Here is a 13,581-nt window from a genome sequence, read left to right as displayed (position 1 = left end):
CTGCGGGAACGAGGCGCCGCCCGGTGGGCGTGCGACACCGGGCGGCGCGGGCTGTAGGGTCTGGGACTCGTGGTGGAAAGTAGCGCCCCCGCCCGGCGGGATGTGGTCAAGTGGGGTCTCGTTACCGCATTCGGTGTGATTGCGGGTTACGTCGCGGTTCTGTTGGCCAACGTCCGGCACTTCTATACCGATGACAGCGAGTCGCAGTACGGTCCGCTCTGGGTGATGCTCGGGCGACAGTTGCGTGAGGGCCGGTTCCCGGTGTTGGTTCCCGAGCACTGGATGGCGGGCAACTACGCCATCGAAGAGGCCGGCCTGTTGAATCCGCCGCAGCTGCTCATCGATCTGATCGCGCCCTCGGTGGACAATATCGCGCTCTACACCACGGTGGTAAAGCTGATCTTCGCGATCATCCTCGGGCTCGGCGTGTACCGGATCTGCCTGGAGTACGGCGCGAGGACCGCATGGGCGGCGGTCGCGGGCATCGCGATTCCCTTCTCCGGATGGCTGCTCTTCTTCGATGAGGCCAGCTGGTACACCGCGTTAACCGGAACCGCGTGGCTGGTGCATGCCTGGGCCAGCGGCGTCCGTTATGCGCGCGGACGCAGCGGGCCGATCCCCACTTTTGTCTTTCTCTACCTGGCGATTTCGGTGCAGTACATCTTCCCGGCCGTCGAGGCCGGTCTGATGATCGGAGCTGTCGCCGTCGGTGAGGTGGTCTACCAGCGCCGGTGGCTGCCGTCGGTGCGCCTGCTCGCGGTTGCGGCCTGCGCCGCGCTTGCCGGGCTCGCGACCTATCTGCCGAGCATGCTGTCGGCGAAGGTGACCTGGCGCGGCACCGCGCAGATCAACAACGACCAGTTCCTGACCGTGCCGTGGTCGGAATCGCTCAACGCCAGCCTGCCGAGCACGCTGCCCGCGTACAACTCGTGGTGGGGTTACATACAGCCGATGCCGGTGGTCTATATCGCCTGGTTCCTGATTCCGGCGCTGGCCTTCATCGACTGGCGCAAGGCGCGCGAGAACTGGCGCGAGTTCACCGCGATCGCGCTCGTCGCGATCATGGCGCTGATGTGGACCGCGGGCCCAGGCACCATCGGCCCGCTGCGCTGGCCCGCCCGAGTGCTTCCGATGCTGGCTCTCGGTCTGCTGGTGCTGGTGTGTGTGTTGCTGGGCCGCTACGCCACCGTCCGCAACTGGCGCCACCGCGGCATGGCGGCGGCGGTGCTGATCGGGCTGCTGTGGGTGCGATCGTTCACGGCGGCGCCGCGCGAGGTCGTGTGGCACGTTGTCGCGGCCCTCGGCATCGCGGCGCTCGGGGCCGCGGTGGTGTGGCTGGGCCTGCGCCGAGGGACGGCGGCGGCCTGTGCGCTGACCATCATCTCGATATTCCCGATCGCATTCCTGCAGGTGTATGCGGCGCAGCCGACGCCGATGAGCTGGAATCTGCCGGAGCGGCGCTCGGAGATGAAGGCCGCGTTCCCCGACTTCCCCGGCACCACACTGCAACTCGCCGACCGCGCGCTGATCCAACCGGGTGAGCGGACGCTGCAGGGCGGCTATGGCTCACTGGTGTTCGGCAACTACGCCAAGGACCTGGAGCTGACCTATGTCAGCGGCTACACACCGAACGGGCACTTCTGGTTCGGCGAGATGCTGTGCATGCGCTGGGACACCAGCGTCTGCCCCGACGCGTACCGACGGGCATTCGCGGTCGAGCCGACCACAGGTGCGACCGTCGTCGATCTGATGAAGGTCGACCGGGTGGTGCTCCAGCGCGCGCTCTACCCGGACGCGCGTAATCAGCCCGCGCCACCGGGCTGGAAGTGGGTCGACTACCCGGGCCACGAAAAGTACATCGCGGTGCTCGAGCGTACGAGCGGGCTGAGCTCCGCGCAGAACGGGCGGATCGCTGCCGTCGAGGGCGGCACCGCGACGTCGGTGTCGGAGTCGGAGCTGAGCAGCCGGGTGCGGGTGAACTCCGAACACGGTGGGCGGGTGGTCTTCGCCCGGCTCGGCTGGCCCGGATATCGGGCGACGCTGAACGGTCACGAGATTCCGATCAGCGTTGTCGCGAAAACCTTTGTCGCCGTGGATATTCCGGCGGGCGCCAAGAATGCCGACCTGGAGCTGACCTGGCGTCCGCCGGGGTGGAAGCTGGGCGGCGTGACGGCGTTGCTGGCAGTGTTCGGGGTGGGCGCGCTGCAATGGTTGTACCTGCGCAGGAACCGTCATGACGAGCCGGACGGCGGTACCCCGGTTCGGCCGACCGAGGATAGTCCGGTGCCGGAGCCCGATCTAGTGGACGCGATCCGGTGAGCGTGAGCGAGACCGGGGCGCACGCGGGGGCGACGGGAGCCGAGGATCCGGGGCCGTTGCTGCGGCTGGTGCACCGGCAGGAGGTCGCCTTCGCGGTGGTCGGCGGCTTCAATACCGCGCTCGGGATGGGGCTGACGGTCATGTGGCTGGCAATCCTCGGCGATAGCGTGCCGCCCGCCGCCGCCGTGGTGCTGGCTTATGCCATCAGCATCGTCATCGCGTTCGTACTGCACCGCACGCTGGTGTTCCGGGTGCACGGCCATGTCGTTCGTGATTTCATCCGGTTCGTCGGGGTGAATTCCGGTGGGCTGCTGATGAATATGGCGCTGCTGTCGCTGGCCGTCTCGGTGCTGCACCTGCCGAGTAAGCCCGCGGCGGTCGTGGTGATGGGATTGGTCGCGGTCGCCAGCTACTTCGGCCATCGCTACATCTCGTTCCGGCGGGAACCGTCGGCCGGTTCGGGTGCGTAACGGTTCTAGGCGCCGGGTAGGTTATCGATCATGCCGGAGGAAACCGCCTTGGACGCCACCCTGTTGAGCCTGCTCGCCTGCCCGCAGGACAAGGGTCCGCTGCTGTTGGTCCGCGATGACAAGGGTGCCACCGCGCTCTACAACCCGCGCCTGCGCCGTGCCTACCCGATCGAGAACGGCATTCCGGTCCTGCTGATCGATGAGGCCCGCGATGTCACCGACGTCGAGCACGCCGCGTTCACCAGCCAGCACGCCGACGCCTGAGCAGCTATCCGTCAGGTGGCGCGGGCTAGCGGGCGCCACCGCGAATTACTGTGCGGGAGTATCGATTTCACCGGTGAGATAGCGCTGGAGTGTGGGGGCGACGGCGGCGACGAGTTCGGGAATCGGCATCGAGGCCAGCGGCTCGATCTCCAGAATCTTGCGCGCGACCAGCACGCCGATCATCTGTGTCCCCACCAATGCGACCCGGGCACGGCCGTCATCCTCGGGCGTCACGATCCGCATCCGCACCCGTTCCAGGACGACATCCAGGACAAACGTCCTGGCCAGCGCGGTATCGCTGCCTGCGATAATGCTGCGCACCATCGCGACGACCCCGGGACCCGCGGGGGAGTCCCATACCGCGAGCACCGAGCCGAGGATGGTTTCGCCGAGCCGATCCAGCGGTGCCGCCTCGATCCGACGCAGCGTGACCTCCGGGTCGACCGGCAACTCGACCACTGCGGCGAACAATTGCTGTTTGGTCCCGAAGTAATGGTGGACCAGCGCGGGATCGACTCCGGCGTCGGCCGCGACCGCGCGAATAGAGGTCTTGTCGAATCCGATCTCGGCGAAACGGGTGCGGGCCGCCGCGAGGATGTCCTCGCGGGCCCCGGATCGACCCGGCCGGCGACCGGAGCGGCTGCCCCGGTCGCCGTTGGTCGTCGGTTCCTCGGCCGTCACGCGGTCCGCCGTCGTAGCGTCGCCGCGCCCAGGCAGAGCGCGACGATCGCGAAGCCGGCAACGACGGCCAGATCACGTAGCATCTGACCGGTGACATCCGAATGCGTCGAAACCTGTTGCAGCGCATCGACCGCGTAGCTCAACGGCATCACATTGCTGATCGCCTCCAGCCAGCCGGGCAGCTGTGCACGCGGAACAAGTAGGCCGCACAGGAAGATCTGCGGAGCGACCACCACCGGCATGAACTGTACGGCCTGGAATTCGGTGCGCGCGAAGGCACTTGCCAATAGCCCGAGTGCGACACCGCAGATCGCGTCGACCATGGCTATCACCACCACCCAGACCGGACTGCCCGCCGAATTGAGACCGAGTAGCCCGAAAGAGACCACACAGGCCACCGCCGCCTGCGCCGCCGCGGCCGACGAGAAGGCGGTGCCGTAACCGGCGAGCAGATCGAGTTTCGACAACGGGGTGGTCAGCAGCCGCTCCAAGGTGCCGGAGGTGCGTTCGCGCTGCATGGCGATCGCGGTGATCAGGAACATCACGATGAACGGCAGGATGCCGAGCATGCTGATGCCGACACGATCGAAGATCGGCACCGGGTTGAGCGGATTGGTCGGGGTGTCCTTGTAGATGAAGTAGAGCAGCGCCATCAGGATCGCGGGAACCACGAGAATCATTGCGACAGTACGGTGGTCGTTGCGCAGCTGACGCAGGATGCGTCCGGTCGTCGCGGTGTAGGGACGCAGTGTCGGTGTCCGGTGGCGGGGTACGAGGGTGGTAGTCATGCCGCACGTCCCATCGTGATCAGCGCGAGGAAGGCTTGTTCCAGGTTCTGCTCACCGGTCTCGGTGCGCAGTTCGTCCGGGCTGAGCTGGGCGAGCAGGTCGCCCTCGCGCAGCAGGAGCAGTTTGTCGCAGTGTTCGGCCTCGTCCATGACGTGGCTCGAGACCAGTAGCGTCGTTCCGTTCGCGGCCAGTTCGTGGAACTGCTTCCACAGGTCGACCCGCAGTACCGGATCCAGGCCGACCGTCGGCTCGTCCAGGATCAGCACCTCCGGCTGTGCGACCAGGGCGCAGGCCAGCGAGGCGCGGGTCTCCTGGCCGCCGGAGAGTTCATCGCCGCGCTGACGAGCGTGATCCAACAGGCCGACCGCGGCGATGGCCTCGTCGACATCGTCGCGATCACGGCCGTAGAGCGCGGCATAGTAGCCGACGTTCTCGCGCACACTGATATCGCGGTAGATGCTCGGCGCCTGGGTTACGTAGCCGATTCGATGCCGCAATTCCGCTGAGCCCGCGGGTAGTCCGAGTGCGGAGATCTCGCCGGACGCCACGATCTGGGTGCCGACGATGCTGCGCATGAGCGTGGTCTTGCCGCATCCCGACGGTCCGAGCAATCCGGTAATGGATCCGCGCGGGATGGTCAGCGAGATGTTGTGTAGGACTTCGCGGCCGCCGCGGCGCACGGTGAGGTTGCGAACCTCGACGGCATGGGATGAGTGCAGGTCCGGCATGGGACGCCTCAATTCATCGAGTGTTGAATTCACTATGTGATGAATTTAGCGCGGCCCGGCTCTTCGGGCAAGACCTGTCAGTGGTGATGTGCCGGTGTGCTCGCCGACCGGCCGGGCTCGACGACGACAAACTGGCCCATCATGCCCTGGTCCTCATGCCAGAGCAGGTGGCAGTGATACATGTACGGCGAGTTCGGATCGGCGGGTCCGTCGAATCGCATGGCGAGTTTCGCGGTGGCATTCGGCGGCAGGAAGATGGTGTCCTTCGGCCCGGTCAGTGCGTCGGGCGGCGGCGCACCGTTGAGTTCGAGGACGCGGAACTGCACATCGTGAATGTGGAAGTTGTGCGGCATGCCGTCGTTGTTGTGCACCACCCAGGTTTCGGCGGTGCCCCGGATGACCGTCAGATCGATCCGATCCATTGCCATCGGACTGCCGTTGATGCCACTCAGATTCAGTTCGAAGCTGCGCTCACGCACCGCATCGGAGCCATCCGGCGTGGACGGATGTGCCAGTGCCGCCGGCAATTGCGGCGATGGCCGCAATATCGATGCCGCACGCAGTTCCAGGATATCGAAGCTGTCGTCACCGCCCGCGAATCGCTGCGTCCAGAAGTCCAGTCCCGCATCGAGTTCCGTGCTGCGCAGCACGGTGCGTTCGCCGGGCCGCATGCGAACCACGATCTCGGCGCGCTCGCCCGGCGACAACCGCACCCGATCGAGTGCCACAGGACGCTCCAGCAGGCCGCCATCGGTGCCGACCAGTGAGAACCGGCGATCGTCGGCGAAGCCGAAGGTGTAGACCCGCGCCGTCGAAGCGTTGAGCAGCCGCAATCGCACGAGCTCATCGCCGACATTCCGATACGGCGTGAGGGTTCCGTTCACCATGGTCCGGTCGCCGAGGAACCCGACGTCGCGGAACATGCCGTGCGACGAATCGAGCTGACTGCCACGGAATTTCACGTCCTGGACGATGACCGGCAGGTCGTCGACGCCGTAGTTCTTCGGCAGCGAAAGTCCTTCGGACACCTCGTCGTCGAGTAGGAACAGCCCCGCGAGCCCACGCCGGACGTGCTGTTCGGTCGCACCGTGCGGATGCGGGTGGTACCAGAGGGTGGCGGCGGGCTGATCCACGGTCCAGTGCGGTGTCCACGTGCCACCGGCCGGCACCATCTGGTGTGGCCCGCCGTCCATCGCCGCTGGCAAATGCATCCCGTGCCAGTGCACGGTCGACTGCTCCGAAAGATTGTTCCGGACTTCGACTTCCACCTTCTCCCCGCGCCGCGCCCGCAGCGTCGGTCCGAGATAGTCGCCGTTGAACCCCCATGTCTCGGTCGCCTTCCCCGCTTGGAATTCCCTTTGCCCCGAGCGCATTTCGAGTTCGAACACACGCGTGCCATCCGCGCGCACGCGGGACTGAGCCAGCGGTGGAATCGCGAGCTCGTTGTCGAGTTCGGTACTGCCGACAGTAGATATGGCCGCACTGCGATACACCCACGTTACGCATCCGCCAACCGCTAGCGGCAATACCGTCGCGACCGCCGCGACAATCAAGAGCAAGCGCCGCAACCACCGCGGGCGGGAAACCGAAGACATGCCGCAGACGGTAGGGATGACCGGGCCCTGACCACATCCGGGAGCGTCCCCATTTCACCCCTGATCCGGTGTGTGCCCCACGTCACATCGCATGGCTGTCACGTCCGGTGACAGTGCTTTGTCCGATGGTCGTCACCAACCGACAAACCTGACCAGGTGACACCGACCATGGGGAGCAATCATGAGTACAGCATCGCGTAGCGATTCGATGAGGGGTGGTGGCCGGGTGACGGGTGGGCCCACCGCAAAGCATCGGATCGTCGTACTCGGCGCGGGCTACACCGGCATGCTTGCCGCCGTCCGACTGGCCCGACGGACCCGCAAACTCGACGTCGCGATCACTCTCGTCAACCCGTCCGCCCGCTTCACCGAGCGGCTGCGCATGCATCAGGTCGCCGCCGGACAGCGGTTGGCCGATAACCGGATTCCGGAGATCCTGGCTGGGACGGGCGTCGAATTCGTCCAGGGCTGGGCGACTTCCATCGATCCCGACGCGCAGCGGGTCTACGTCGACGGCACCGGCACACTGCACTACGACGAGTTGATCTACGCGCTCGGCAGCAGCACCGACACCGGCATTGTGCCCGGCGCCGCCGATCACGCCTGGACCCTGAACGATCCGCGCACCGCGCACCGCTTCTCCGAACACCTCGCGGTGGTCGCCGCCAAGTCGGGCACCGTCGCGGTCTGCGGCGGTGGTCTGACCGGTATCGAGGCGGCGACCGAAATCGCCGAGAGCTACCCGGGACTGCGCGTCACGCTGATCAGCAGCACCGAACCGGGCGCGATGATGGGCGATAAGGCTCGCGCCTACCTGAACAAGGCACTCGATCGGCTCGGTGTCGCCCGAGAGGTCGGCCAGGTGGTCACCAAGGTGCTCCCGGATGCGGTCGAACTCGCCGACGGCGAACTGGTTTCGGCCGATCTGACCCTGTGGACCACCGGTGTCCGGGTCTCGCCACTTGCCGCACAGTCGGGCATCGAAACCGATGCGCGCGGGCTGATCGTGGTCGATCCGACCTTGCGGTCGGTTTCTCACCCGAATATTCACGCCATCGGCGATGCGGCCGCGGTGCGCCAGGCCTGGGGCCAGATCCACGGCACCTGCCAATCCGGTCTGCCGACCGCCGCCTACACCGCCGACACCATCGCGCGGCAGCTGAAGGGCAAGACCGTCAAGCCGTTCCGATTCGGCTACTTCCACCAGCCGGTCAGCCTCGGCCGCAAGGATGCGGTCATCCAGTTCACGAAGGCCGACGACACGCCGGGCCGGTTCTACCTGACCGGACGTGCCGCCGTGCTGTACAAGGAGGGCGTGAGCAGCAGCCCGGTGCCGAGCTTCAAACTCAGTAAGAAGATGACGGTCTCGGTCCAGCTGTCCAAGGGGGGCAAGGCCACGCGTGCTACCGCGTGACGGCGCAAAAAATCTGCCGCTCGCCGGGAAAACCCGCGGCGGGCGGTAGATTCTTTCTCGATTCACGCGCACCTGACATGGATGACCTGAATATTCAGGGAGGCGGATGAGCATGGTCGACGCTACGACCGGACAGGATCCGTTCATCGAACACCGGCGGCTGCTCTTTTCCACCGCCTACCGGATGCTGGGCACCGTCACCGACGCCGAGGACGTCCTCCAGGACGCCTGGCTGAAGTGGAATGACACCGATCAGTCGTCAGTCCAGCATCCCAAGTCCTATCTGGTACGCACGGTCACCAATCTGTCGTTGAACCGGCTCACCTCCGCCAAGGCCAAACGCGAAACCTACGTCGGCCCTTGGCTGCCCGAACCCCTGCTGACCTCACCGAATATCGCCGAGGAGACCGAGTTGGCGGACACCGTCTCCACCGCGATGCTGGTGGTCCTGGAGACCCTGAGCCCGGTGGAGCGCGCGGTGTTCGTGCTGCGCGAGGTCTTCGGCTACAGCCACGCCGAAATCGCCGACACCCTCGACAAGCCCGAGGCCACTGTGCGACAGATCGCGCATCGGGCCCGCTCACATGTGCAATCTCGGCGCCTGCGCTTCGATACCGACAAGGCCGAGCGCACCCACGTCACCGAACGGTTCATGGCCGCCTGCGCCGGTGGCGATCTCAACGCGCTGATGGATCTGCTCGCTCCCGATGTCACCTCGTGGTCCGATGGCGGCGGCGTGGTCACCGCGGCCCGGCGTCCGCTCTACGGACCGGATCATGTGGCCCGCTGGGTCCTCGGCGTACTCGCCAAGCCCTCGGTCGCGGGCATCGTCCTCGAGCCCGCGCATATCAACGGGGAACTCGGTGCGCTCGCGCGCATCGACGGGAATCCGGTGGCGGCGTTCACCTACGACATCATCGATGGCCACATCCACAACCTGCGCTTCCAGGTGAACCCGAGCAAGCTGAAGGGGCTGTACATGGGGACCGACGTCCTCGGGTAACCACTCGGCGGGTCAGCTCCGGCGTGTTGCTTTACGATCCTGCCGTGACCAGCCAGACCGCGGAACCGAACGTGGACGGGGGACAGGTTCGGGTTTCCACCCTCGAGCTGTTCTTCGATCTCGTCTTCGTCTTCACCATTACCCAGCTGACCCACGTCTTCACCCACCATCCCGGCTGGGAGGCACTGGCTCAGGTGGTGGTGCTGTTCGGGGTCATCTGGTGGATGTACAGCGGCTACGTCTGGCTCACCAACGAAGTGGCGCCGAGCAATTCGCAGCGCCGCACCCTGCTGCTGATCGGCATGTTCGGATTCTTCGTGCTCGCGCTGGCGATCCCGGACGCGTTCCACGGCACGGGTCTGGCCTTCGGTCTGGGCTACGTCCTGGTCAATACCGTGCACACGGCGCTGTTCTGGGTCAGCGGTGGCACCTCGGCGACCCAGGCGATCAAGCGCATCGCGCCACTGAATGCGCTCGCGGCGGCGCTCGTGCTCGCAGGCGGATTCGTACACGGATGGTGGCAGTACCTGTGCTGGGGTCTGGCATTCGTGGTGCAGGTACTCAGCCCATATCTGGTCGACACCCGCGATTTCGTGGTGCGGGCCAGCCATTTCTGCGAGCGCAACGGGTTGGTGATCATCGTCGCCATCGGTGAGTCGGTGGTCGCGATCGGTCTGGGGCTAGCCGGGGAGAAGCTCACTGTGCCGCTGACCGCCACCGTCGCGCTCGGGCTCTGTCTGGTCTACGTGCTGTGGTGGGCCTATTTCGGGATCGATGACGAGCGCGGCGAACACGCGCTTGCCGCGGTCCCGGACCGGGAACGCTCACGTCCCGCCGTGCTCGCCTACGGCTACGCGCTCTACCCGCTGCTCATCGGCATCACCGTCGCCGCGGCGGGCATCAATATGACCATCGCGCACGGCAACGAACCCGCGTCCGTCGCCGCGGCCGCCGCGCTCTCCGGTGGTGTCGCACTGTATTTCTTCGGCCAATTCTGTTTCCGGCTCGCTCTCGGTCTGCCCCGCCCGTGGTCGCGACTGCTCGCCGCCGCGGCCGTGGCCGCGACCATCCCGATCGGTATCGCGTGGGTCGCCTGGGCACAGCTCGCGGTGCTGGTCGCGGTCGGCTATGCCGCGGTGATCATCGATGATCTGGTCACGCTGCGCTCGGGCCAGCACAGTCGCTATGTCTGACTTTCGGGAACAATGGTGAGTCGTGCGTAATGAGGAACTCGTGGTCGAGCCGCCCGCCGCGGCTCGCCGATTGCTCGGCTCGACGCTGTGGGCCGGACCGGTCGGCGTGCGAATCGTCGAGGTCGAGGCATATGGCGGCGATCCGGCCGGGCCGTGGCCGGATCCGGCATCGCATTCCGGACGCGGGCGAACCAAGCGCAACGCGGTGATGTTCGGACCCGCCGGAGTGCTGTACGTCTACCTCAGCTACGGCATGCATATGTGCGTGAACGTGACCAGCGGTCCGGACGGCACGGCGAGTGCGGTACTCATCCGGTCGGGGGAAGTGATCGCCGGGGCGGCGACGGCCCGACAGCGTCGGCCCGCTGCCCGTACCGATGCCGATTTGGCAAGGGGCCCTGGGAATCTCGGTAGCGCGCTCGGAATCACGCTGAGCGACTACGGAACTCCGCTGTTCGATCCGGCCTCGCCGATCCGGTTGCAGCTGAACGGTGCGGTCGACCCCGCCGAGATCTCCAGCGGACCGCGTGTCGGGGTCAGCAGTGCGGCGGATGTGCCGTGGCGATTCTGGCTCGCATCGCCTGCGGTCTCGGTCTACCGGCGCAGCCCGCGTGCCCCGATCGAGGCGGTATAGCTCCAGGTCACAAGAATTTTCGGGGCCGGCGATGAGTTTTCGGCACGGTGTCAGTCCTATCTGTTGAACGCGCTGCACCCGGCGCGACCGACTCGAAGGACAGACAGATGACCGCCATCGCCCCCGCCGCCTCGATCACCACCACCACCACCGTCGCCTACCGCCCCGGCAAGAAGATGAATACCGCGCTGTGGACCGTGCAGATCCTGCTCGCGCTGTTCTTCATCATCGCCTCGTCCGCCCCGAAGCTGCTGGGTGCGCATGCCGCGGTCGAATCCTTCGACACGATCGGTTGGGGCCAGTGGTTCCGCTACTTCACCGGCCTTGTCGAACTCGCCGGTGGCATCGGCCTGCTGGTGCCGCGCCTGACCGGCCCCGCGGCCGTCGGCCTGACCATCACCACGGTCTGCGCCGCCCTGACCCAGGTGTTTCTGCTCGGCGCGCCCGCGCTCGCGCCCTTCCCGCTGGTGCTCGCCGCGGTGTTCGGCTGGATCGCCTGGCAGCGGCGCGACAGCATCATCGCGGCGCGGGAGCTGCTGGCCAGCTGAGTATCTGGATAACGCATCCGATCGGCAGACTGCGGTCTGCCGATCGTTGTGGCGTTTACCGAAAATGGTTCGCCGTGCGTGGCGGCGCACAGTGACACTGAGGGGCATGCCGGTCGCGGGGACCGGTGCGGAAAGATGGGAAAGCGTGAGCGAACGAAGTGAGCGAACCATGTGCCAGCGCGCATCGCGCACGCTGGAGCTGAGCGCCAGCGAGGCGGAGGCGTGAGCGGCGACATCATCGACGAACTGACCTGGCGCGGACTGATCGCGCAGTCCACCGACCTGGACGCCCTGCGCGCGGCGGTAGCCGCCGGGCCGCTGACCCTCTACGCCGGTTTCGATCCCACCGCGGCCAGCCTGCACGCCGGACATCTGGTCCCGCTGCTGGCGCTACGGCGGTTCCAGCGCGCGGGCCATCGTCCGATAGTGCTGGCCGGCGGAGCCACCGGACTCATCGGCGACCCCCGCGACGTGGGCGAGCGCACCATGAATTCGACCGATACCGTCGGCGAATGGGCGGTCCGGATCCGGTCGCAGCTCGAGCGCTTCGTCGACCTCGACCACTCACCGACCGGCGCGATCATCGCCAACAACATGGACTGGACCGGCCAGCTGTCGACCGTCGACTTCCTGCGCGATATCGGCAAGCACTTCTCGGTCAATGTCATGCTGGCCCGCGACACCATCAAGCGCCGTCTGGATGGCGAGGGCATCTCCTACACCGAGTTCAGCTACATGCTTTTGCAGGCCAACGACTACCTGCAGCTGCGCCGTAACTACGGCTGCACACTGCAGGTCGGTGGTTCGGATCAGTGGGGCAACATCATCGCGGGTGTCGAGCTGAACCGGCGCGTCGACGGTGCGTCGGTGCACGCGTTGACGGTGCCGCTCGTCACCTCGGCCGACGGCAAGAAGTTCGGCAAGTCGACCGGCGGCGGCAGTCTGTGGCTCGACCCGGAAATGACCAGCCCGTACGCCTGGTACCAGTACTTCGTGAACACCGCCGACGCCGACGTCGTGCGATACCTGCGTTGGTTCACCTTCCTGTCCCGGGAGGAGCTGGCCGAGCTGGAGTCGGCCACGGCCGAGCGTCCGCACGCACGGGAAGCCCAGCGCAAGCTGGCCGAGGAAATGACGAATCTGGTGCACGGCGAGGCGAATACCCGGGCCGTGCAGTTGGCGAGCCAGGCCTTGTTCGGACGCGCGGATCTGCGCGAACTCGATGAGCCGACGCTGGCGGCAGCCCTGCGCGAAGCCGCCGTCGAAGGCACAGTCGCCGAGGTCGGTGTGGGCGAGCCGAGCACGATCGTCGATCTGCTGGTCGCCGCCGGACTGTCGGAGAGCCGCGGTGCCGCACGCCGCGCGGTGAACGAAGGCGGGGCGTCGGTGAACAACGAGCGGATCTCGGATCTGGAATGGACGCCCGCCGATGCCGACTACCTGCACGGACGGTGGTTGGTGCTGCGCCGCGGTAAGCGGAACTTCGCGGGCGTACTGCGGGCGGGCGCATAAAGATCACGTGGCTCGGGTCACATTCGGGTGGCCCGAGCCGGTTTTCTGGGGTGTCGGATGGCCTCTGACCTGCGAAATGACATCCGTGTAGTGCGGATTTGACTCGTCGTTCCCCGCCGCGTAACTTTGTCCAAGTCAGAGCGACACGGACACCGACCCGGAGCCCAGAGCGCAGCGGAAACGTTGAGCAAGTGGCCTGGGAAACGAGGTAGGACGAGGAGCGCCTGACGATCAGCGTTGCCGGATCGAACGAGCAGACTTGACTCTGCGCGGGCGGTTGGCTAGGCTAGGAAAGTTGCCTCAACAAGCCCCCCGAGAGAATCTGGGGTCGAGTTGCGTGCGTGTGTTCTTTGAGAACTCAATAGTGTGTCGATGAATGTCAGTGCCAAATATTTTTTGGTTCCGGCTCTCTCATACCCCCGTGTGGTGAGG

Annotated in this window: 13 protein-coding genes; 9 read left to right on the top strand and 4 right to left on the bottom strand. The window is 66.2% G+C overall.

Going from position 1 to position 13,581, the window contains the following annotated elements; translation table 11 throughout:
- Positions 1-72 precede the first annotated feature (72 nt).
- Genes AB0L58_RS29660 through AB0L58_RS29650 form a run of 3 tightly spaced genes read left to right on the top strand, consistent with a single transcriptional unit; the run spans position 73 to position 3,053 of the window.
- A complete protein-coding gene (locus AB0L58_RS29660; RefSeq protein WP_364391917.1) occupies positions 73-2,319 on the top strand; it encodes a hypothetical protein in 2,247 nt (748 codons plus the stop codon).
- Complete coding sequence (locus tag AB0L58_RS29655) at positions 2,316-2,789, top strand: GtrA family protein (RefSeq protein ID WP_364391565.1); 474 nt, start codon at positions 2,316-2,318, stop codon at positions 2,787-2,789. The genes AB0L58_RS29660 and AB0L58_RS29655 overlap by 4 nt, the downstream gene beginning before the upstream one ends.
- Before the next feature lie 30 nt (positions 2,790-2,819).
- Complete coding sequence (locus AB0L58_RS29650; protein ID WP_364391563.1) at positions 2,820-3,053, top strand: Trm112 family protein; 234 nt, start codon at positions 2,820-2,822, stop codon at positions 3,051-3,053.
- Positions 3,054-3,098: 45 nt separating this feature from the next.
- Here AB0L58_RS29650 and AB0L58_RS29645 read toward each other — a convergent pair whose 3' ends face one another.
- From AB0L58_RS29645 to AB0L58_RS29630, 4 genes are all read right to left on the bottom strand, one after another.
- Complete coding sequence (locus AB0L58_RS29645) at positions 3,099-3,734, bottom strand: TetR family transcriptional regulator (RefSeq protein ID WP_364391561.1); 636 nt, start codon at positions 3,732-3,734, stop codon at positions 3,099-3,101.
- Entirely contained in the window at positions 3,731-4,522 is a 792-nt protein-coding gene (locus AB0L58_RS29640) for an ABC transporter permease (protein WP_364391559.1), read from the bottom strand. Before AB0L58_RS29640 ends, AB0L58_RS29645 begins: the two co-directional genes overlap by 4 nt.
- Positions 4,519-5,250, bottom strand: coding sequence for an ABC transporter ATP-binding protein (locus tag AB0L58_RS29635; protein WP_364391557.1), 732 nt, complete (start codon positions 5,248-5,250; stop codon positions 4,519-4,521). Before AB0L58_RS29635 ends, AB0L58_RS29640 begins: the two co-directional genes overlap by 4 nt.
- Positions 5,251-5,327: 77 nt before the next feature.
- The gene (locus AB0L58_RS29630; RefSeq protein WP_364391555.1) at positions 5,328-6,845 is read right to left on the bottom strand and encodes a multicopper oxidase domain-containing protein; all 1,518 of its coding nucleotides are present in this window, start codon (positions 6,843-6,845) and stop codon (positions 5,328-5,330) included.
- A gap of 181 nt (positions 6,846-7,026) precedes the next feature.
- Between AB0L58_RS29630 and AB0L58_RS29625 the strand changes: the two genes are divergently transcribed.
- The 6 genes from AB0L58_RS29625 (at position 7,027) to tyrS (ending at position 13,149) form a co-directional block, all read left to right on the top strand.
- The gene (locus AB0L58_RS29625) at positions 7,027-8,259 is read left to right on the top strand and encodes an FAD-dependent oxidoreductase (protein ID WP_364391553.1); all 1,233 of its coding nucleotides are present in this window, start codon (positions 7,027-7,029) and stop codon (positions 8,257-8,259) included.
- 106 nt (positions 8,260-8,365) lie between these two features.
- Positions 8,366-9,262 (top strand): RNA polymerase sigma-70 factor, encoded by an 897-nt coding sequence (locus tag AB0L58_RS29620; protein WP_364391551.1) that lies wholly within the window; start codon positions 8,366-8,368, stop codon positions 9,260-9,262.
- Positions 9,263-9,306: 44 nt separating this feature from the next.
- A complete protein-coding gene (locus AB0L58_RS29615) occupies positions 9,307-10,455 on the top strand; it encodes a low temperature requirement protein A (protein WP_364391549.1) in 1,149 nt (382 codons plus the stop codon).
- 22 nt (positions 10,456-10,477) lie between these two features.
- Complete coding sequence (locus AB0L58_RS29610) at positions 10,478-11,089, top strand: DNA-3-methyladenine glycosylase (RefSeq protein ID WP_364391547.1); 612 nt, start codon at positions 10,478-10,480, stop codon at positions 11,087-11,089.
- 107 nt (positions 11,090-11,196) lie between these two features.
- Entirely contained in the window at positions 11,197-11,637 is a 441-nt protein-coding gene (locus AB0L58_RS29605; protein WP_364391545.1) for a DoxX family protein, read from the top strand.
- A gap of 222 nt (positions 11,638-11,859) precedes the next feature.
- The gene (gene tyrS / locus AB0L58_RS29600) at positions 11,860-13,149 is read left to right on the top strand and encodes a tyrosine--tRNA ligase (protein WP_364391543.1); all 1,290 of its coding nucleotides are present in this window, start codon (positions 11,860-11,862) and stop codon (positions 13,147-13,149) included.
- Positions 13,150-13,581 lie beyond the last annotated feature (432 nt).

The organism is Nocardia sp. NPDC052112 (assembly GCF_040680135.1).
Lineage (GTDB): Bacteria > Actinomycetota > Actinomycetes > Mycobacteriales > Mycobacteriaceae > Nocardia.
Note: the sequence above shows the minus strand (reverse complement) of the source record. Positions and strands in the feature narration are given on the sequence as shown.

Coding starts and splice junctions, on each gene's coding strand:
- AB0L58_RS29630 (WP_364391555.1), bottom strand. CDS start 6,845: ATGTCTTCGGTTTCCCGCCCGCGGTGGTTGCGGCGCTTGCTCTTGATT.
- AB0L58_RS29650 (WP_364391563.1), top strand. CDS start 2,820: ATGCCGGAGGAAACCGCCTTGGACGCCACCCTGTTGAGCCTGCTCGCC.
- AB0L58_RS29625 (WP_364391553.1), top strand. CDS start 7,027: ATGAGTACAGCATCGCGTAGCGATTCGATGAGGGGTGGTGGCCGGGTG.
- AB0L58_RS29605 (WP_364391545.1), top strand. CDS start 11,197: ATGACCGCCATCGCCCCCGCCGCCTCGATCACCACCACCACCACCGTC.
- AB0L58_RS29640 (WP_364391559.1), bottom strand. CDS start 4,522: ATGACTACCACCCTCGTACCCCGCCACCGGACACCGACACTGCGTCCC.
- AB0L58_RS29620 (WP_364391551.1), top strand. CDS start 8,366: ATGAGCATGGTCGACGCTACGACCGGACAGGATCCGTTCATCGAACAC.
- AB0L58_RS29635 (WP_364391557.1), bottom strand. CDS start 5,250: ATGCCGGACCTGCACTCATCCCATGCCGTCGAGGTTCGCAACCTCACC.